The sequence below is a fragment of the Micromonospora sp. WMMD1219 genome, assembly GCF_049315215.1.
GTDB classification, from domain to species: domain Bacteria; phylum Actinomycetota; class Actinomycetes; order Mycobacteriales; family Micromonosporaceae; genus Micromonospora; species Micromonospora tulbaghiae.
Genome location: NZ_CP186057.1, coordinates 1,278,923 through 1,298,206 on the forward strand (window position 1 = coordinate 1,278,923; position 19,284 = coordinate 1,298,206).

Below are 19,284 nucleotides of genomic sequence, written 5' to 3' on the forward strand. Positions count from 1 at the left end.
GCTACCCCGCCGGGGTGAAGCGCGTCGGCACGCCCACGTCGGACAGGGCGCGGGCGAGGTGCGGCGCAGTGGTCTTCACGTACGCCGCACCGATGTGCGAGCCACCCCGGTAGATGAGCACGTTGCCGAACACCACCGGGCACCTGTCGGTCGGGCAGACGGCGTCGAACAGGTCGATCATCTTGACCTTCGGCGCGCCCGCGACCGCCTGCCGCTGCATCCGGTACCCCGGGTCCTGGTCGTGCCGCTCCCGGTCGAACGCGCAGGCCGACAGGCGCTTGCGGTTCTTGTCGGCACAGGCCACCGCCGCGCCCGGATGCGGGTTGTTGGCGAGCACGACGACCTTGGTCCCCACCGAGTCGAGCTTCTTCCACGAGGCCCGAACGCCGGACACCATCGCTGCGACAGTGGCGCGCTTGCCCCCGCCGTCCAGAGCCGTCGACGCCGACTGCGAGGTGACCACGTAGTCGGGGCGCTCCCGCATCAGTCGGTCCAGCAGCGCGCGGTTCCATTCGATGCAGTCGGTGTACGGCTTGCCGGACCCGTCACCCTTGAGCACCTGGGCGCTGGTGAAGGCGCATCCCGCCTTCGCCATGATCAGCAGCTTCCAGTCGTTCTGCGTGGCGAGCACCTGGAACGCGGGTAGCCACTGGTCCATCTTCGAGTCGCCGACGAGCGCGACGGTGGTGGACCCGTTCGGCACGCCGTACGTGCAGGACAGCACCTCGGCGCCCTCGACCTGCTGGAAGCACTTGTCCCGGTTGGTGTCGGGCACGTCCATGAAGCCCTGCCGGATCTGCAGCGGGTCCGGCGTGATCGCGTCGAACCGCTCCGGCACCGGACCGATCGGCGCCGTGCCGGGCGCTGTGGACAGCAGCGCGGCGCCCGGGGCGTAACGGCTCTTGGTCGTGGTCGCGGCGGCGGCCCACGCGCCCATCAGCACCAGGACCAGGCCGGCGCAGATGCCGGCGAGCGTGAAGTTGCCACCCAGGCTCAACGCCAGACGCGGCGACGTGGAGATCTTCCGCGAGTAGCGCAGCGGGTTCTCCACCAGCCGGAACGTGAGCCAGGCCGGGATCACCGAGGCGAGCGCCACGACCAGACCCTCGGTCACCGACAGGTCACCGAAGTGCGCGGCGGCCACCACGAGCATCGGCCAGTGCCACAGGTACAGCGAGTACGACAGGTCACCGATCCACTGGAACGGACGCAGGCCGAGCACCATCACCGGCCCCCGGGATCCGGCCGCGCCGCCGGCTGCGATCACCGCCGCCGCGCCGAGCGTGGGCAGCGCCGCCGCGTACCCCGGCCATGCGGTCTTCCCGCTGACCAGCAGCGCCGCCGCCACGATCGCGGCGAGACCGAGCCACCCGAGGACGACCGCCACCGACCGGGGCATCCGCGCGGCGCGGACCGCCAGCAGCGCGACCGCCGCGCCGACCGCCAGCTCCCACAACCGCGTGGTGGAGACGAAGAACGCCCGCTGCGGCGAGTTCGCCGTCTCGACGATCGACCAGACGAACGACGGCACCGCCAGCACCGCGAGACCGACCCACAGGACCGGCCGTACGTTCGCCCGCCGGAGCTTGCGCGCGGCGAGGATGGCCAGCACGATCAACAGCGGCCAGAGCAGGTAGAACTGCTCCTCCACGGCGAGCGACCAGAAGTGCTGGACCGGCGACGGCGCGACGTCCTCGGCCAGGTAGTCGACCGCGCGGTCGGCGAAGCGCCAGTTCACGATGTACGTCGCCGCGGCGGCGATGTCACCGCCGACGACCTGCCACTCACCCCGGGGTACGAACAGCCGGACCGCGACGGCGGTGGCCGCCAGCACCACGGTGGCGGCGGGCAGGATGCGCTTGGCCCGGCGCGCGTAGAAGCCGACGAGCGAGACCCGGCCGCTGCGCTCGATCTCCGAGATGAGCTGCCCGGTGATGAGGAAACCGGAGATCACGAAGAAGACGTCGACGCCGACGAAACCACCGGGGATGAACGGCAGCCCGGCGTGGTAGAGCAGCACCAGCCCCACGGCGACGGCCCGGAGCCCGGCGACGTCGGCCCGGAACCGGCTCGGCGTCGCCTCCTTGCCCGGCTCGCGCGTGGTCGCCGTACCGCCCGGCTCCTCGGAGGGTGAGCCTTCCCGATCGGCAACCTTCGTCAACGGCGGGGAAGTCATCGCGATCCTCAAACTCTGCGGCTGGGGGCGAGGGAACGATAGCGGCTGGTCACTCGGCGGGACAATCGCGCCGCGTCGTACGCCTCACCGCCGCGTGGCCGCCGACCCCGATGCGGTTGAATCGGCTGCGTGGCGAAGACCCTGACGATCACCACCCGCAACGCGAGCTTCCAGCAGTGGCAGGCGCTGCTGACCAACCGCACCAAGCGGCAGCGGTCCGGGGAGTTCCTGGTCCAGGGGGTACGCCCGATCACCGTGGCCCTGGAGCAGGGCTGGGAGATCCGCGCGCTCCTGTACCCGGACCGGCAGCCGCTGTCCCGCTGGTGCCGTGACCTGCTCGACCGCGCCGACGCCCGGCGGGTCGCGCTCGCGCCGGGGCTGATGCGGGAACTGAGCGGCAAGGACGAGGAGTCCCCCGAGTTGCTCGCCGTGGTGGCGCAGCCCACCGACGACCTCGTCCGCATCCCGGTCGGGGCGGCGATGCTCGTGGTGGTCTTCGACCGCCCCAAGACCCCTGGCAACATCGGCACGCTGGTCCGCTCCGCCGACGCCTTCGGCGCGTCCGGCGTGATCATCACGGGCCACGCCGCCGACCCGTACGACCCCAAGGCGGTCCGGGCCAGCACCGGCTCGCTGTTCGCCGTACCGGTGGTGCGCGTCGCCAGTCACCGCGAAGTCCTGGACTGGGTCGCCGCCGTGCGCGCGGACGAACTTCCGCAGGTCCAGATCATCGGTACGGACGAACACGGGGACGTCGACGTCGCCGAGCACGACCTGACCGGCCCCACTCTCCTGCTCATCGGCAACGAGACGCACGGACTCAGCAAGGGCTGGCAGGAGGCGAGCGACCGGATGGTGCGCATCCCGATCGTGGGGGCGGCGAGTTCGCTGAACGCGGCGGCAGCCGGGACGGTGGCGCTGTACGAGGCCGCCCGGCAGCGGGCCGGGCGCCGGTAGCGGGCAGGCCGCCACCGGGCGCCCGGCGCGCTCCGCTATCCGGACGGGCGCGTGGATGCCCGCTCCGCGACCGCCTGCCGGTGGGCCGCGCTGCCCTCTCGGTAGAACAGGTAGCCGCCGTGGTGCAGGACGTCGCCGTCGAAGCGGCCATCGGCGGTGAACCCGCTGTCGTCCCAGTAGTCGATGTGCTCGCCGGTCACCTCGTACCGGCCGGTGTAGGCGCTCGCCCGGTCGCCACGCGCCTCGTCGTACCGGCCGTCGGGCAGCAGCTCCTGCCGGATGTAGCCGTCGGCGGTGACCCACATGCCGACGTACGCATGGACGGTTCCGGAGGCCGGGGGCCGCGCCTGCGTCGCGGACGGCGCGGAGCGCGGCGCGGGCGGTGTCTCCGTGCCGCAGGCGGTGAGCGCCGCCGCCAGGAAGACGGTGGCGGCTTTGCGGTGATGGGTACCTGACATGTCAGCCTCGCTGCCGGGTCGGACGGATGATGATCTCGTTGACGTCCACGTCCGCCGGCTGGTCGACGGCGTACGAGATGGCTCGCGCGATCGCGTCCGGCGAGATCGCATTCCGGCGGTACTCCCGCATCGCCTCCCGGGCCACCGGGTCGGTGATCGACTCGGCCAGCTCGGACTCGACGACACCGGGCGTGATCGTGGTGACCCGCAGGCTCGGGTCGGACTCCAGACGCAGACCCTCGGTGATCGCCCACGCGGCGAACTTCGTCGCCGAGTACACCGCTGAGGTCGGCACCACCTCGTGCGCGCCGACGGACGCGACGGTGATCAGGTGGCCGCCGCCCTGCCGCTGGAAGACCGGCAGGACGGCCGCGATGCCGTGCAGCAGACCCCGGACGTTGACGTCGATCATCCGATCCCACTCGTCTGCTACGGGCTGTTTCGCCGTTGGCAGCGTGCGGAAGGTGGCAGCGGATCGTCACCGGGCTGCGGACCCGCGCCGACTCCGCTGGTCTGATCACCTGGGACGTCAGCGTCGACTCGACCATCGCTCGGGCGCATCAGCACGCTGCCGGTGCCCGCACCCATCCCGAGCTGCAGAAGGAATCACCCGGCGGGGGTCGAGAACGAGCCCGCTGATCACGCCCTGGGCCGGTCGCGAGGCGGCTGGACGACTAAGCTGCACCTGGCCTGCGAGCAGGGCCGAAAGCCGCTGTCGATGCTGCTGACCGCCGGGCAGCGCGGTGACAGCCCGCAGTTCACCCAGGTCCTGGCCCGCATCCGGGTCCCCAGGCAGGACGGCGGCCGACCTCGCACTCGACCCGACCGGGTCCTCGCGGACAAGGCCTACAGCTCCCAGTCCAACCGTGAGTACCTACGCCGACGCGGTATCTCGGCCACGATCCCGATCAAGATCGATCAGGCCGCGAGCGGACGCAAGAGGGGATCCAAGGGCGGCCGACCGCCGACCTTCGACGCCGTGATCTAAAGGCAGCGTCACGCCGTCGAGTGCGGCATCAACCAGCTCAGACGCGATCGAGCCGTGGCCACCAGGTTCGACAAACTCGCCGTCCGCTACCAGGCCACACTTCACGTCGCCGCGATCAACGAACGGCTCTGCCCCGAGCTATGAAACACGGCCTAGGAGGGCGTCGAGCCGGGACAACGGCATCAGGCCCGTGTTGTTGACGAGCACGTCGACCCGTCCGAACTCGACCACCGCACTGTCGACTAACGCCGCGACGTCGTCACGGTCCGTCACGTCGAGCCGCCGTACGTCATGTTGTCGTGCCTTCGGCGAGCGCCGCTGGGGTGCGGCTTTCGATCACCCATGACCGGGCTAACGCCCATCCGCCTTGAGGTCACGGCAGAACTCACACTCAGCCCATCAACCTTCCGCCATCGATAGTGAACCCGCCGTCACAGCCCGGCCAACCGGACCCGTCGAAAGCTCTCAAATGGAGCGATGTCGCCTCCGGAATCACCAGCCACCTCACGTTGACGAGACGTTCCTATGCCTGCACCGGCGGTAGGCGAAACCAGTTGGTTCGCCTACCGCCGGTACACGTATCGATTGCAGATCACCTCAGAGCATCAGGGATGGCCACTCCCCGCACTTTGGCTATCCGGTAGTCGCTCCGGACGAGCAGCGACCTTCTTCCGATGAGGTTTCGTACGAAAAATCTCTAGCAGAACGCGGCTCTTTTGAGCGTACCTATTCCGCTTTCTCAGCTAGCTAACGATCCTTTCGTAGGCGCCCCAACTGTAGCCGAATTCGGCACCGGCGCCGGGCAGGAAGCCTCCGCTGCCGTTGCCGGCGAACAGGTGGAGGTTTTTGGTGGTGGCATTGCGAGCGATGAGGTCGGGCTTGGTATCGCCGTTCCAATCGACTACGGCGACGATGGTGTCGTAGGCGCCCCAACTGTAGCCGAATTCAGCACCAGCGCCGGGCAGGAAGCCTCCGCTGCCGTTGCCGGCGAACAGGTGGAGGTTTTTGGTGGTGGCATTGCGAGCGATGAGGTCGGGCTTGGTATCGCCGTTCCAATCGACTACGGCGACGATGGTGTCGTAGGCGCCCCAACTGTAGCCGAATTCAGCACCAGCGCCGGGCAGGAAGCCTCCGCTGCCGTTGCCGGCGAACAGGTGGAGGTTTTTGGTGGTGGCATTGCGAGCGATGAGGTCGGGCTTGGTATCGCCGTTCCAATCGACTACGGCGACGATGGTGTCGTAGGCGCCCCAACTGTAGCCGAATTCAGCACCAGCGCCGGGCAGGAAGCCTCCGCTGCCGTTGCCGGCGAACAGGTGGAGGTTTTTGGTGGTGGCATTGCGAGCGATGAGGTCGGGCTTGGTATCGCCGTTCCAATCGACTACGGCGACGATGGTGTCGTAGGCGCCCCAACTGTAGCCGAATTCAGCACCAGCGCCGGGCAGGAAGCCTCCGCTGCCGTTGCCGGCGAACAGGTGGAGGTTTTTGGTGGTGGCATTGCGAGCGATGAGGTCGGGCTTGGTATCGCCGTTCCAATCACTACGCACAGATCCCCCCCGTCCAACGATGATGTCGTATCCGAACCAGTTTGGCGTGATGACCGTGCCCGCGGACTTGAATCCGCCACTGCCGTTGCCGGGGAAGAGGTAGAGGTCCTTGCTAGCAGCGTGGCGAGCAATGATGTCTGGCTTAGTGTCACCGTCCCAGTCGCCGGGAGAGAGGATGGTGTCATACCCGAACCAGTTTGGCGTGATGACCGTGCCCGCGGACTTGAATCCGCCACTGCCGTTGCCGGGGAAGAGGTAGAGGTCCTTGCTAGCAGCGTGGCGAGCAATGATGTCTGGCTTAGTGTCACCGTCCCAGTCGCCGGGAGAGAGGATGGTGTCATACCCGAACCAGTTTGGCGTGATGACCGTGCCCGCGGACTTGAATCCGCCACTGCCGTTGCCGGGGAAGAGGTAGAGGTCCTTGCTAGCAGCGTGGCGAGCAATGATGTCTGGCTTAGTGTCACCGTCCCAGTCGCCGGGAGAGAGGATGGTGTCATACCCGAACCAGTTTGGCGTGATGACCGTGCCCGCGGACTTGAATCCGCCACTGCCGTTGCCGGGGAAGAGGTAGAGGTCCTTGCTAGCAGCGTGGCGAGCAATGATGTCTGGCTTAGTGTCACCGTCCCAGTCGCCGGGAGAGAGGATGGTGTCATACCCGAACCAGTTTGGCGTGATGACCGTGCCCGCGGACTTGAATCCGCCACTGCCGTTGCCGGGGAAGAGGTAGAGGTCCTTGCTGGCAGCGTGGCGAGCGATGATGTCTGGCTTAGTGTCACCGTCCCAGTCAGCGTATACCGAAGTATGCCCACTACCAATGGTGTCGTAGCGGCTCCAGTCGTTACTGAACGCAGTGCCAGTACCAGGCTTGAAACCCCCGCTGCCGCTGCCAGAGAAAAGATAAAGATCTTTGCTCACGGCATGGCGAGCGATAATGTCGGATTTCCCGTCGCCGTCGAAATCACCTGGAGAGACGACCGTATCGTAGCGGCTCCAGTCGTTACTGAACGCAGTGCCAGTACCAGGCTTGAAACCCCCGCTGCCGCTGCCAGAGAAAAGATAAAGATCTTTGCTCACGGCATGGCGAGCGATAATGTCGGATTTCCCGTCGCCGTCGAAATCACCTGGAGAGACGACCGTATCGTAGCGGCTCCAGTCGTTACTGAACGCAGTGCCAGTACCAGGCTTGAAACCCCCGCTGCCGCTGCCAGAGAAAAGATAAAGATCTTTGCTCACGGCATGGCGAGCGATAATGTCGGATTTCCCGTCGCCGTCGAAATCACCTGGAGAGACGACCGTGTCGTAGCGGCTCCAGTCGTTACTGAACGCAGTGCCAGTACCAGGCTTGAAACCCCCGCTGCCGAGGCCGGAGAAAAGATAAAGATCTTTGCTCACGGCATGGCGAGCGATAATGTCGGATTTCCCGTCGCCGTCGAAATCACCTGGAGAGACGATGGTGTCGTAGCGGCTCCAGTCGTTGCTGAACGCGGTGCCGGTGCCGGGTTTAAAACCGCCGCTGCCGTTCCCCTGAAACAGGTGAAGGTCTTTCGTCTGGGTGTTGCGGGCAACTATGTCAACGTTCCTGTCACCGTCAAAGTCATTAGGAACAGGTGGAGGCGTTCCGTCGCCCCCGCCGTCGCCGCCGCCGTCGCCCCCGCCGTCGCCCCCGCCACCTCCACTCGACCCGGATCCGCAAACAGTCCCGGTTGCGCCCGCGTGTTCCCACTCATGGCGGCTGTCCGAACTAGTCCAACCGATTCCAACACTAAAGGGACCGACACTCAGGCTATTAATTCCAGTCGAGGACCAACTGTGACCGTTCTTGACAAATACCTGGGTTTTTGAACAGGAATCGGCAAGTCTCGTGAACGACATTAAAATCATGCCGCCATACATATCGAAGTCAACGTCGAAATCGCAGCTAGCACTTAGAGCCCGAGTATGATCTTGCCTTTGGTACGCGATGCCATACTGATTGGCGATGGTGGTCCCGGATGGGCTGGTGATAGAGCCGATGCCGTAATTGTCCCGCATTCCATTGAGGCCTGGATCGCCCCAATACCAAAGCTGTGACGATCCTGAGTTGATATTATATTCGCCACCGCTCAGCGCCAACCCAATTGCGTCCGGTCCGCCAAGGCTCCTGTTGATGCATCCCCTCCAAGCATCTGCGGCGTAATCGTGGTTCAGCCAGGACCATTCACCTCTGGCGTAGTAACGGCTGGTCGTCGGCTCATACCATAAACTTGTAGACCAGCTAACATCCGTCGCGCCCACTCCGCCCTGATCATCAAGAGCTGCGGCAGATCCTTTGGATGAAGCCGTGGGCTTGCTCACACTTCTGGCAAGCGGGACCAAGCAGAATTCCTCGAGGAAAACCTTATCTGCTGCCGCTTCGCCTTCGCCGCGGGCGAGGAGCAACGACGAGGCGTTCCCGAGCGACTTCTCATTAATGGGTTTGTTGGCATTGGCTCCCGTACGGATACATTTTGTTGGCCCCGCCACCGCTGGTGAGGCATCGATTGCTGCCCCGGCCCCCCATAGGAAGAGTGCACCTGCGATAATGCTTAATGTTGTGCGACGCACGTATTTCCTTCCTCGAATAGATGCCAAGACAGTAGCAGAGGGCGACGCTTGGTGGGGTGCGGCGGAGCATGGCAGGATTTATAAGTAGAAAATGGGACACGCACGAGGAAGGTAGGCTTGCATGCAAGACGAAGAACGTAATCTGAGCTATCCGTTACGCGGGATAGCGATCGGCATGGCACTGCTCGGCGTAATTCTATTTGTTTGTGCGGGCAACTTGGACTACGGGCTTTTAGGTTTGAGGTTCCCGATGCATGCAACCGCCATCGTTCTCATTTCTGGCGCGGTTCTTTTCTGGGCTCTCCATGCCCTGGCTTCCATCCTGCGGGAGAAGTAAAATGATTCTACTTATTTACTCAGAAGCATCAGTCCTCTAGCCGGGCAGCAAGGGCTCGTGTATTAGGCGGGGCGCAGCGATTCCTGCGCCCTTGCATTTCCTACAGTGATTACGACGACCCCCGGTCGTTTATTCCACCGGGGAAGTAAGTGTCGATGACCAAAACTCTGCAGATTCGAGTTTCCTCGTCGAAGCAGGTGCGGCGTTTTGCTTCACACCGAGGAGGTCACTGGTCCGATCCCAGTTTGTCCACGCCGGTCAAAGGCCACTTCCCGGAAACGGGAGGTGGCCTTTCTGCTGTCGTGCAGCAGTAGGCTGCCAAGAACGCCTAGTCTGGCTGGCACTGCTCCCGTAGTGATCACGCAGCCTGCCCAGTCATCGACCCGACCCCATAGGCGACTGGCTTGGGGACAGGGCCAGTCGCACCGTGTCCGCCCCGGAGGCCTCCCGTGCCACGGGCTCGGCGAACCATCGGCCCGCTATGGGCCGCTCAGGGCGGAACCGATCATCGCAACCACGGACGCTCTCTTCAGAGCCGCCGGGCGGCGTGGCTCTCTTGCCATACAGCCCTCAGGCCGAACGAAGGCACCGACCTGCCTAAAGCTTGTCGCTGGTCAGACGACAACAACCTGACCCAAAGGACGCGAAAATTAACCGCGTCGGGCAGTCGAACCTGAAAGGCCCTGACCAGCGCTGATGCTGGTCAGGGCCTCCCCTGGAGCCGCCTGACGGAATCGAACCGTCGACCTACGCATTACGAGTGCGTCGCTCTAGCCGACTGAGCTAAGGCGGCAACGATCGTCAAGTGTACGGCACGCCCCGCCGGAAGCCGAACCGGATCCCCCCGCCCCCGAACCCGGATACCGGACCACATCCGCCCCGCCACGGGAGAGACTTCGCGCCCGGTCCGGACTACCCTGCGGCGGGTGACCGACGAACCGCCGCGACCACCGGCTCCCGAGGCGCATCCCGGCGAGCGGGCCACCCGCCGCCCCCGCGGCATCGACCCCCGGGAGCTGGGTTTCACCCCGCGCCGGCCGGTGCCCTGGCTCGCGCCGCTGCTGCTGATCAGCACCGGCCTGCGGACGTTGCTGGCCATGCTGTTCGGGGCGTACCTGGACAAGCGCGAGTTGCAGAACGCGTTCGGCGACGGCACGTTCCGGCAGGTCGGGCCGGACGGCGGGCTCTGGCTCGACTACGTGGCCGACCTGGGTGACGGCTTCGACGCCACGTACTCGGTGGCGTACCTGCTCGCCCAGCCGGAGTTGACAGTGGACGGGCATCGCCTTCCCCGCGCGCAGACGCTGGTGATGGGCGGCGACCAGGTCTACCCGGCGGCGGGCTACGAGGCGTACGAGGACCGCTGCAAGGGCCCGTACCAGTCGGCGCTGCCTGTCGCCCCGCCGGAGCAGCCGACGCTGTTCGCGGTGCCCGGCAACCACGACTGGTACGACGGGCTGACCGCGTTCCTGCGCCTGTTCGTGCGCACCCGGGACCGGCACTTCGGCGGCTGGGGCACCGGCCAGTCGCGCTCGTACTTCGCTGTCGAGCTGCCGGCCGGCTGGTGGCTGCTCGGCCTCGACGACCAGTCCGGCTCGTACCTGGACGACCCGCAGCTCACCTACTTCGACGAGGTGGCCCGCAAGCTCACCCCGGAGTCCAAGGTGATCCTGGCGGTGCCGGCGCCGACGTGGGTCAAGGCCGTCGACCACCCCAACGCGTACGACTCGATCGACTACTTCATCCGTACCCTCGTCGCACCGACCGGGGCGCAGGTGCGGGTGCTGGTCTCCGGCGACCTGCACCACTACGCCCGCTATGCCGGCACGGACCGGCAGCTCATCACGTGCGGCGGTGGCGGCGCCTACCTCTACCCCACGCACCGGCTGCCGGAGAAGCTGGAGGTGCCGCCGCGTGACACGCTGACCCGCCGGGCCAGCAACACCCAGGAGTACGACCTGGCCGCGCGCTACCCGGACAAGGCGCGCTCCCGCCGGTACGGCTGGGGGATCTTCGCCCGGCTGCCGTTCCGCAACCCGGGTTTCACCACGTTGCTCGGCACCCTGCACACGCTGCTGATGCTGGCGATGGCCGGGGTGGCGGTGCAGCGGGTGGGCACCACCGAGCAGCGCCTGTTCAGCGTGCCGCTGGCGATCATGCTGGTGGTGGCGATGATGGGCGCGGTGTTCTTCGCCAAGCCACCGACGGCGGGCGGGAAACGGCACGCCCGGCACTGGATCCTCGGGGTGGCGCACGGGTTGGCCCAGATCGCCCTCGCCGCCGGGGGCACGTGGGTCTGGTTGCAGCTGCCGTTCTACGACTGGCCGTGGCCGCTGCCGGCGGTCGCCGCGGTGGTGCTCTACGGGCCGGTGAGCGGGCTGGTGGCCAGCCAGCTCGTGGCGCTCTACCTGCTGGTGGCGGGCGCGTTCGGGGTGAATCTGAACGAGTTGTTCGCGGCGCAGGGCATCGAGGACTCGAAGGCGTTCCTGCGGTTCCGGATCGACAGGGACGGCACGTTGACGATCTACCCGATCGCCGTCGACAGGGTGTCGCACGACTGGCAGTTGAACCCCGACCAGTCCCCCACCGCCTCCTGGCTGACCCCGAAGACCCCCCTGACCCCCCGCCTGGCCGAACCCCCCATAGTCATCCGCTGACCCCGCCCGGCCGACTCACCCCGTCGATCATGAAGTTAGCGGCGAAGTCGATCACAATTTCGACCGCCAACTTCATGATCGACGGAGAGGGGGCGGGAGAGGGGCGGGGCGGGTGGGGGTGGGGTGGGGGTTAGGGCTGGGGGTAGTGCTGGTCGTGGGCCTGCCTCGGGCCGCAGACCGACGCGCGGGAGCACATCGAGCGGGAGCCGTCGGCGTCCAGCCGGACCGTGACCGCGTCGCGCGGGACGCTGTGGCCGACCACCTTGCCCTCACCCTGTGGCGTGGACACCCGGCTGCCGACCGCCGGGGCCGACTCCTGGAACTTCTGATACAGCGGATGCTCGTACTTCAGGCAGCACATCAGCCGCCCGCACGCCCCCGAGATGCGCAGCGGGTTGAGCGGCAGATCCTGATCCTTCGCCATCCGGATGGTCACCGGCTCGAAGTCGGTGAGGAACGTGGCGCAGCACAGGTCGCGCCCGCAGGAGCCGATGCCGCCCTGCACGCGGGCGGAGTCGCGGGCGGACAGCTGCCGCAGCTCGACCCGGCAGTGCAGCGTGGCGCCCAGGTCGCGGACCAGCGAGCGGAAGTCGACGCGGTGCGGCGCGGTGAAGTAGATGGTGGTGCGGTCGCTGCCGTTCTCCGGCGTGGCCAGGACGTGGTCGACGGCGACCACCTTCATCGGCAGGCCGTGTTCACGGATCAGCCGCTTGGCGGCCACCTTCGCCTCGGCCTTGCGCCGGCGCAGCATCTCGTCGCGGCGCAGGTCGTCGTCCCCGGCGATCCCGGCGAGTTTCGGGAAGCTGTCGGTGTCCTCACTGACCCACTGCGCGGCCCACACGCACTCGGCCACCTCGGGCCCCTCGTCGGTGGGCACCAGCACCCGGTCGCCCACCTGCGGGCGCCACTCGCCCGGGTCGAGGTAGTAGAGGCGCCCGTACCGGTTGAAGCTGACCGCGCAGAGCATGCCCATACGCCACACCCTACGCGGATCGACGCCCGCCGCACGGCGCACCTGTCGCCGCCCGGTCACCCACCGCAGCAATCACCGTCGACGACCCGGCCGAACCGGCCCCATCGCCTCGCCCGGACGGCTGAATCTCCGGCGGGCCCCTGACAAACACCGCCCGGACGCGTTGAGTGAAGGCATACCTGCGGGGGGTGCAGGGGAAGGCCACGGCGCCGCCGCCGTCACCCGGCCACGGCCGGACCGGCGCGCGGCGCCGTGGACCGTCAGTAGCCGATCCGGGTGGTGCCGCCGTAGCGCGGGGCGGTGGTGGCGCGATCCCGCCACTGTGTCTCGGCCAGGCTCGGCCCCCACTGGCGCAGCAGCGTCTCGGCGCCGTCGTAGGCCACCCCGAGCACACCCAGGACCCTCGTGGCGATCTCCGCCGCGGCCGCCGCCCCGGCCCGTCCGGCCTCGGCGCCGGGCCGGGTCGCCGCGTGCACCGCCACCGCCTCGGCCGAGCCCAGCACCTCGGCCAGCGCCCGGGCCAGCGCGGCCCGGCTGCCCTCCACCCAGCCGGCCAGCGCGTCGGCGTAGCCCGCCGTCGACTCCAGCCGCCCGACCAGGCTCTCCGGGCCTTCGTCCAGGTGCCGCAGCAGGGCGGCACGTGCCTCGTCGTACGCCGACGCGGCGGCGCCGGACCAGGCGACCTGGTCGGCCAGCATGGCGCAGGTGTCGTCGTACCCCCGGACGAGCCGGCGCACCGCGTGGCCGGCGCCGGTCAGCGGCGCGGGATGCAGGTCGAGGAACTCGCGCACAGCCGCGCCGGGAAGCACCTGCATGCGGCGCAGCAGCGGCCAGAGCCGGTGGCCCTCGGGCGCGCCGGCGGCAAGCAGCGTGTCGACGCGGGCGAGCAGGTCGAGGCCCGGCTCGGCGAGGCGGTCGAGCGCGTCCATCAGGCCTCCCGGGCCAGCCGCCGGGCGACCGCGTCGTCGGCGGCGGCGTAGCGGTCTGCGGCACTGCGCAGCGCCGCTGCGGCGGCGGCCATCCGGACGGCGGCGGCCTGCGCCTCGCGTGCCCGGTCGGCGGTGGCGAGGGTCCACTGGCGGTGCAGCGCGCGGCCCACCTCGCCGGGGCGGCCGGTGGCGTGCGCGCCGAACGCGGGATGCGGCGGGTCGGTGGCGGTCACCGTGCGGGACAGGGTGGCGAGGGTCGCGCCGGCCTCGTCGAGACGGGCGGCCAGGGCACGAAGTGTCTCCATGTCAGGCCCCCGCCAGCGGCCGGTAGGCCGCGAACGTCTCGTTGTGCAGCTTCTCCCGCGCCCACTGCGCCGCGTCGGCGGCGGCGGTGACCGCGGCCTGCACCGAGCCGGCCACGTCGCGCGGACTGCGGTGGTGCAGCGGGCCGAGGAAGCGCACGTCGGTGATCCGCCCGCCGGCGGTCACCACCACCTCGACGAGCCCGTCGGGTGAGCGGACGGTGACCTCGACCGTCGCGACCGCCTGGTCGAACTCGGCCTGCAGGTTCTCGATCCGGCGGTAGCGCCGCACCGCCTCCTCGATCCAGGCCTCGTCGATCTCGCCCCGCGGCATCGGCGGACTCCTCCCGGCCGGTCCGGCCTTCACTGAGCGTGCCGCCTCGGTCACCGCGGCATCACCGGACCGTACCGCACGTCAATCGCGCGTGTCGATGCCCTGTGGACAGTGCGGGAGGGCCCGGTTCAGCCGCGCCAGAGGGCCAGCATCATCGCCTCCACGGCGATCCGCGGCTTGACGTTCGCCTCGATCGCCGCGCGGCACTCCAGCACCGCCTCCAGGCGGCGCAGCGAGCCCTCGGCGTCCCACTTCTGCGCGCCCGCCGAGGCGAGCGACGCGGTGTCGGTGTGCACCGGGGCGACAGGCGCCCGCAGCGCCATGATGAGCGCGTCCCGGTAGAACCCGGCCAGGTCGACCAGCGCCCGGTCCAGCGCGTCCCGCTGGGCGCGGGTGGCCCGCGACTTCTGCCGCTTCTCCAGGTCCTTGAGCTGACCGGCCGCGCCGCGCATGGCACCGGCCGCGCCCCGGCCGGTGCCGCCCGCGCCGAGCGCCGTCTGCAACGCCGTACGCTCCGCCTCGTCGATCTCCGCGACGGAGGCGGCGGCCTCCGCCTCGGCGGCCTCGATCAGCGCCGAGGCCGCGTCGAACGCCGCGCCCACGCCGGTCAGCCGGCGCGGCACGGCCAGCACCGCGTCGCGCCGCTGCCGGGCCTCCGGGTCGCGGGCCAGCCGCCGGGCCCGGCCCACGTGCCCCTGCGCCGCCGCGGCGGCCCACTCGGCCACGTCGGGCGCGATGCCGTCGCGGCGGACCAGCACCTCGGCCACCGCGGCCGGCGGCGGCTGCCGCAGCGGTACGACCCGGCAGCGCGACCGGATGGTCACGGAGATGTCGTCCGGGTGGGTGGACGGGGCGCAGAGCAGGAAGACGGTACGCGGCGGCGGTTCCTCGATCGCCTTGAGCAGTGCGTTGCCGGCGGCCTCGGTGAGCCGGTCGGCGTCCTCGATGATCACGATCTGCCACCGGCCGCCGGAGGGCGCGCTGGCCGCTCGCAGCACCAGCGCGCGCATCTCGTTGACGCCGATGGACAGGCCCTCGGGCACCACGAGGCGTACGTCCGCGTGAGTGCCGGTGAGCGTGGTGTGGCAGCCGGGGCAGGTGCCGCACCCGGTGCCGTGCACGCACTCCAGGGCGGCGGCGAACGCGCGGGCGGCCACCGAGCGGCCCGATCCGGGCGGGCCGGTGAAGATCCAGGCGTGGGTCATGCCGGCGCCCGGATCGGCCGGTGCCGGAGCCGGGTCGCCGTCGTACTCCTCGGCGAGCGCGTCGAGGTCGTCGTGCCCGCCCGCGGGGGCCGTCACCGGCGCGCGCAGCAGGGCGGCGGCCGAGGCGGCGGCCCGCCGCAGCATGGCCACCGCCTCGTCCTGCCCGACCAGATCGCCGAAGACGTCGGTCATCGCCGGGGCTGCTCCATCGTCACCAGCTCCGCGTCGGATAACTCGGGCTGGACCGAGGTGTCCGGGCCCTGCGCCGGACGGGGGTGCACGATGCCGCCCGGGTCGGCCAGCAGCTCGCCGACCCGGCGGGCGACCGCGTCGGCGGTCTCCGCGATCGGGCGGGACGCGTCGAGCACCAGGTATCGCTTCGGGTCACCGGCGGCGAGGTCGAGGAAGGCGTACCGGACCCGCTCGTGGAACGTCAGCGACTCGGCCTCCAGCCGGTCGGTGCCCTCGTTGCGGTCCTCGACCCGGCTCAGGCCGGTACGCGGCTCGACGTCGAGCAGAACCACCAGGTCGGGCTTGAGGCCGCCGGTGGCCCAGGACGAGAGCCAGGAGACCTCGTCCACCGGGAGCGTCCGGCCGGCGCCCTGGTAGGCGAGCGACGAGTCGACGTACCGGTCGCTGATCACCACCGCGCCCCGCACCAGCGCCGGGCGGACGACAGTGGCCACGTGGTGCGCCCGGTCGGCGGCGTAGAGCAGCGCCTCGGCGCGCGGCGACGGCGCCTCGTCGGGGGCGGTGCCGAGCACCAGGGATCGGATCCGCTCGCCGACCGGCGTGGCGCCCGGCTCGCGGGTGACCACCACGTCGCGGCCCTGCGCGCGCAGCCGCTCGGCGAGCGCGGCGAGCTGGGTGGACTTGCCGGCGCCCTCGCCGCCCTCGAAGACCACGAACAGGCCGCTGGAGACGAACGGCTCGGCCGGCATCAGCGGGCGGCCCCGGATCGAGCCCCAGAGGTCCGCGAGGACCGGTACGCCCTTCTTGTCGTCCATCTGGCCGAACGCGCTGATTCCGGCGATGATGCCGGCCGCGCCGGCGGCGAGCAGCAGCAGCCGGGTGGAGGAGATGGAGATGCCCAGGTCGGCGATGGTGAGCTGGCGGGAGCCGCCCACGCCGACCAGGAGGCTGCTGAGCGCGATGGCCAGGATCAGCACCAGCCGGGTGCCGATCTGCACCACCGCGAAGACCCGGCCGCGCACCTCGTCGGCCACCTCGCCGCCGAGCAGCGTGGTGCCGGCCAGGAACGCCATGCCGGCGCCCGCGCCGACCAGGATCGCGCCGAGGATGGCCATGGACAGGTGGATGGCGAAGGCGAGCACCAGCACCGAGGCGCTGGCGAGCACGATGCTCATGCCGAACCAGCGGCGGCGGGACATGTCCCGCACGATCATCGGCCCGAGCCCGATGCCGAGCGCCAGGCCGACGAAGATCGCGCCGAAGAGCAGCGAGAACGCGGCGTCACCGGCGCCGAGCGAGTTGGCGAAGAACTTGCCCGTGCCGACCACGATGCCGCCGCCGGCGAACGCGCCGAAGATGCCCAGCACCAGGCCGCGGACGAGCGGGGTCTGGCCGATGTATTTCCAGCCCTCGGAGAACTGCCGGAACATGCTCTGCTCGGTGCGCTCCGCCTCGCCGCGCTGGGCCTCGCTGATCTCCTTGATCCCGAACGCCACCACGAGCGCGGTGGCCAGCCGGGAGAAGGCGTTGAACCAGAGCGCCAGCTGGGCAGGTTCGGCCCAGTTCGGCAGGTCGCCGCCGAACGCGCCGGGCAGGCCGCGGGTCAGCACGGCCAGGGCGACGGCCGCCGCGACCGGCGTCAGGCCGTACGTGGTGATCAGCGTGAGCTGGTTCGCCGCCTCCAGCCGGGTACGCGGGATGAGGTTGGGGACCGCCGCCTCCTTGGCCGGGATCCACAGCAGGGTGATCGACTCGATCAGGAACGTGGCGATCAGCGCCCAGCCGACCACCAGCCCGCCCGCGGCGCCGGTGAGCGCGTACAGCGGGATCGAGGCGAACAGCACGAAGCGCAGCAGGTCGCAGATGACCATCGTCCACCGGCGGTCGAACCGGTCGGCGAACACGCCCGCCACCGGGCCGAGCACCAGCGCCGGGAGCAGCCGGATCGCCGTCACACCGCCGAACGCGGCGCCCTGGGCGGTGCTGCCGGAGACCTGGGAGGCGGCGAACAGCGCGGTGGCGAGCAGGCCGAGCCAGTCGCCGAAGGAGGCGGCGCTGAGCACGATCCACAGCCGGCGGAACGGCCGGATGCGCAGCACCGACCGGATGGCGGCGGCACCGGAGTGGTCGGCGGCTGTCCCGGGCGACGACACGCCGGGCGACTCGCCGTTGTTCTGGCTTTCGATGGCCGTACCTCCACGTGCCGGCCCAGGTCTGGGCATCCCCGGTGGAACACTCTAGTCGCGCAGGAAGGGTCGTCCCCCGCGACATTCACCTGCTCGCCGAGCCTAGGCCGCCGGGACCACCGCCCGCAGCCCGGACAGACGCGAGGGTATTTCGCATTGCCGTCCAGACAGTTAGCGTGCAGACGTGGCCATCGACCGTGACAAACTTCGCGATCGTCTCGACCGGGCGACCGCTCACCTCGACCCGCCGTACGCCGTCGTCGACCTCACCGCGTTCGACACCAACGCCGAGGCGCTCGCCGGCCGGTCCGGCGGCAAGCCGCTGCGCGTGGCGAGCAAGTCGGTACGCGTCCGCGAGTTGCTGACCCGGGCACTCAAGCGGCCCGGGTGGCACGGCGTGATGGCCTTCACGCTCCCCGAGGCGCTGTGGCTGGTCCGCTCCGGGGTCAGCGACGACGTGCTCGTGGCGTACCCGACGGCCCACCGGGGCGGCCTCGCCGAACTGGCCGCCGACCCGGCACTCGCCGACGCGGTGACGCTGATGATCGACGACACCGGGCAGCTCGACCTGATCGACGCGGTGTGCCCGCCCGCGGGCCGCCCCGCGCTGCGGGTCTGCCTCGACCTGGACGCCTCCTGGCGCCCGCTGGGAGGCCGGGTGCACGTCGGCGTGCGCCGCTCCCCGGTGCACAGCGCCACGGCGGCCGGCGCGCTCGCCGCCGCCGTCGCCGGCCGGCCGGGCTTCCGGCTGGTCGGCCTGATGTCGTACGAGGCACAGATCGCCGGCCTGGGCGACGCGCCGCCCGGACAGGCGGTGCTCGGCTCGGCGATCCGGGTCGCGCAGCGCGGGTCGTACCGCGAACTGCTGGCCCGCCGCTCCGCCGCGGTCGGCGCGGTCCGGGAGCACGCCGACCTGGAGTTCGTCAACGGCGGCGGCACCGGCAGCGTGGCCGCCACCAGCGCGGACCCCGCGGTCACCGAGGTCACCGCGGGCTCCGGCCTGTACGGGCCGACGCTGTTCGACGCGTACCGTGCCTGGCAGCCCACCCCGGCGGCGTTCTTCGCCTGCGCGGTGGTCCGCCGCCCGGCGCCCGGGCTGGCGACGGTGCTCGGTGGCGGCTGGATCGCCTCCGGCCAGGCGGCGACCAGCCGGCTGCCCCGGCCGTGGCTGCCGGACGGGCTGAAGCTGCTCGGCGCGGAGGGCGCCGGCGAGGTGCAGACCCCGCTGGCCGGGAAGGCCGCGGACACCCTGCGCGTCGGCGACCGGGTGTGGTTCCGCCACGCCAAGGCGGGCGAGCTGTGCGAGCACGTCAACGAGGTGCACCTGGTCGAGGGGGACGCGGTGGTCGCCACCGTGCCGACCTACCGGGGCGAGGGGCACGCGTTCCTCTGAGCCGCTCGCGGCTCTGCCCCACCACGTGACGACGGCGGGTCCCGACGCACTCTCAGAACCCGCCGTTCAA

Annotated in this window: 15 protein-coding genes, 1 tRNA gene and 1 pseudogene; 5 read left to right on the top strand and 12 right to left on the bottom strand. The window is 69.7% G+C overall.

The genetic code is table 11. The features are described 5' to 3' along the window. Position 1 precedes the first annotated feature (1 nt). Positions 2-2,176, bottom strand: coding sequence for an acyltransferase family protein (locus ACN27C_RS06105; RefSeq protein ID WP_422750685.1), 2,175 nt, complete (start codon positions 2,174-2,176; stop codon positions 2-4). A 129-nt stretch (positions 2,177-2,305) separates the two neighbouring features. On the opposite strand from ACN27C_RS06105, the gene ACN27C_RS06110 reads away from it, so the two are divergent. Continuing rightward, positions 2,306-3,133, top strand: coding sequence for a TrmH family RNA methyltransferase (locus ACN27C_RS06110; RefSeq protein WP_422750686.1), 828 nt, complete (start codon positions 2,306-2,308; stop codon positions 3,131-3,133). A gap of 35 nt (positions 3,134-3,168) precedes the next feature. Here the strand turns inward: ACN27C_RS06110 and ACN27C_RS06115 are convergent, their stop codons facing one another. Beyond that, complete coding sequence (locus ACN27C_RS06115; protein ID WP_422750687.1) at positions 3,169-3,591, bottom strand: Atu4866 domain-containing protein; 423 nt, start codon at positions 3,589-3,591, stop codon at positions 3,169-3,171. 1 nt (position 3,592) lies between these two features. Further along, entirely contained in the window at positions 3,593-4,003 is a 411-nt protein-coding gene (locus ACN27C_RS06120) for an SDR family oxidoreductase (RefSeq protein WP_422750688.1), read from the bottom strand. Here ACN27C_RS06120 and ACN27C_RS06125 point away from each other — a divergent pair. Continuing rightward, positions 3,986-4,723, top strand: a pseudogene (locus ACN27C_RS06125) (IS5 family transposase); the annotation flags it as partial. The gene ACN27C_RS06120 and the pseudogene ACN27C_RS06125 overlap by 18 nt on opposite strands. Here the strand turns inward: ACN27C_RS06125 and ACN27C_RS06130 are convergent. Both ACN27C_RS06130 and ACN27C_RS06135 read right to left on the bottom strand, forming a co-directional pair. Then, the gene (locus ACN27C_RS06130; RefSeq protein ID WP_422750689.1) at positions 4,718-4,852 is read right to left on the bottom strand and encodes an SDR family NAD(P)-dependent oxidoreductase; all 135 of its coding nucleotides are present in this window, start codon (positions 4,850-4,852) and stop codon (positions 4,718-4,720) included. The pseudogene ACN27C_RS06125 and the gene ACN27C_RS06130 sit on opposite strands and share 6 nt — an antisense overlap. A gap of 470 nt (positions 4,853-5,322) precedes the next feature. Further along, positions 5,323-8,706, bottom strand: coding sequence for an FG-GAP repeat domain-containing protein (locus ACN27C_RS06135; RefSeq protein ID WP_422750690.1), 3,384 nt, complete (start codon positions 8,704-8,706; stop codon positions 5,323-5,325). 121 nt (positions 8,707-8,827) lie between these two features. Here ACN27C_RS06135 and ACN27C_RS06140 point away from each other — a divergent pair, with 121 nt between their 5' ends. Further along, positions 8,828-9,043, top strand: coding sequence for a hypothetical protein (locus tag ACN27C_RS06140; RefSeq protein ID WP_422750691.1), 216 nt, complete (start codon positions 8,828-8,830; stop codon positions 9,041-9,043). A 716-nt stretch (positions 9,044-9,759) separates the two neighbouring features. Here ACN27C_RS06140 and ACN27C_RS06145 read toward each other — a convergent pair. Then, positions 9,760-9,836, bottom strand: a tRNA-Thr gene (locus ACN27C_RS06145). 133 nt (positions 9,837-9,969) lie between these two features. Between ACN27C_RS06145 and ACN27C_RS06150 the strand changes: the two genes are divergently transcribed. Further along, positions 9,970-11,700: a metallophosphoesterase family protein gene (locus tag ACN27C_RS06150; protein WP_422750692.1), complete on the top strand. Its 1,731-nt coding sequence runs from the start codon at positions 9,970-9,972 to the stop codon at positions 11,698-11,700. A gap of 130 nt (positions 11,701-11,830) precedes the next feature. Here ACN27C_RS06150 and ACN27C_RS06155 read toward each other — a convergent pair whose 3' ends face one another. The 6 genes from ACN27C_RS06155 to tmk form a co-directional block, all read right to left on the bottom strand. Further along, entirely contained in the window at positions 11,831-12,673 is an 843-nt protein-coding gene (locus ACN27C_RS06155) for a PSP1 domain-containing protein (protein WP_151015791.1), read from the bottom strand. 260 nt (positions 12,674-12,933) lie between these two features. Continuing rightward, positions 12,934-13,602: a hypothetical protein gene (locus ACN27C_RS06160; protein WP_120572035.1), complete on the bottom strand. Its 669-nt coding sequence runs from the start codon at positions 13,600-13,602 to the stop codon at positions 12,934-12,936. Beyond that, on the bottom strand, positions 13,602-13,907 hold the full coding sequence (locus ACN27C_RS06165) for a hypothetical protein (protein ID WP_120572036.1): 306 nt from the start codon (positions 13,905-13,907) through the stop codon (positions 13,602-13,604). The genes ACN27C_RS06160 and ACN27C_RS06165 overlap by 1 nt, the downstream gene beginning before the upstream one ends. A gap of 1 nt (position 13,908) precedes the next feature. Then, on the bottom strand, positions 13,909-14,238 hold the full coding sequence (locus ACN27C_RS06170) for a YbaB/EbfC family nucleoid-associated protein (protein ID WP_013473591.1): 330 nt from the start codon (positions 14,236-14,238) through the stop codon (positions 13,909-13,911). Between the two features lie 128 nt (positions 14,239-14,366). Next, complete coding sequence (locus ACN27C_RS06175; RefSeq protein ID WP_120572037.1) at positions 14,367-15,635, bottom strand: DNA polymerase III subunit delta'; 1,269 nt, start codon at positions 15,633-15,635, stop codon at positions 14,367-14,369. Beyond that, the gene (tmk, locus tag ACN27C_RS06180) at positions 15,632-17,788 is read right to left on the bottom strand and encodes a dTMP kinase (protein ID WP_358191792.1); all 2,157 of its coding nucleotides are present in this window, start codon (positions 17,786-17,788) and stop codon (positions 15,632-15,634) included. Before tmk ends, ACN27C_RS06175 begins: the two co-directional genes overlap by 4 nt. Before the next feature lie 217 nt (positions 17,789-18,005). Here tmk and ACN27C_RS06185 point away from each other — a divergent pair, with 217 nt between their 5' ends. Next, complete coding sequence (locus ACN27C_RS06185; protein WP_121683486.1) at positions 18,006-19,214, top strand: amino acid deaminase/aldolase; 1,209 nt, start codon at positions 18,006-18,008, stop codon at positions 19,212-19,214. Positions 19,215-19,284: the final 70 nt, after the last annotated feature.

Excerpts from the sequence above, each read along its gene's own strand:
- ACN27C_RS06175 (WP_120572037.1), bottom strand. The coding sequence starts at position 15,635 with ATGACCGACGTCTTCGGCGATCTGGTCGGGCAGGACGAGGCGGTGGCC.
- ACN27C_RS06170 (WP_013473591.1), bottom strand. The coding sequence starts at position 14,238 with ATGCCGCGGGGCGAGATCGACGAGGCCTGGATCGAGGAGGCGGTGCGG.
- ACN27C_RS06140 (WP_422750691.1), top strand. The coding sequence starts at position 8,828 with ATGCAAGACGAAGAACGTAATCTGAGCTATCCGTTACGCGGGATAGCG.
- ACN27C_RS06105 (WP_422750685.1), bottom strand. The coding sequence starts at position 2,176 with ATGACTTCCCCGCCGTTGACGAAGGTTGCCGATCGGGAAGGCTCACCC.
- ACN27C_RS06165 (WP_120572036.1), bottom strand. The coding sequence starts at position 13,907 with ATGGAGACACTTCGTGCCCTGGCCGCCCGTCTCGACGAGGCCGGCGCG.
- ACN27C_RS06155 (WP_151015791.1), bottom strand. The coding sequence starts at position 12,673 with ATGGGCATGCTCTGCGCGGTCAGCTTCAACCGGTACGGGCGCCTCTAC.
- ACN27C_RS06160 (WP_120572035.1), bottom strand. The coding sequence starts at position 13,602 with ATGGACGCGCTCGACCGCCTCGCCGAGCCGGGCCTCGACCTGCTCGCC.
- ACN27C_RS06115 (WP_422750687.1), bottom strand. The coding sequence starts at position 3,591 with ATGTCAGGTACCCATCACCGCAAAGCCGCCACCGTCTTCCTGGCGGCG.
- ACN27C_RS06120 (WP_422750688.1), bottom strand. The coding sequence starts at position 4,003 with ATGATCGACGTCAACGTCCGGGGTCTGCTGCACGGCATCGCGGCCGTC.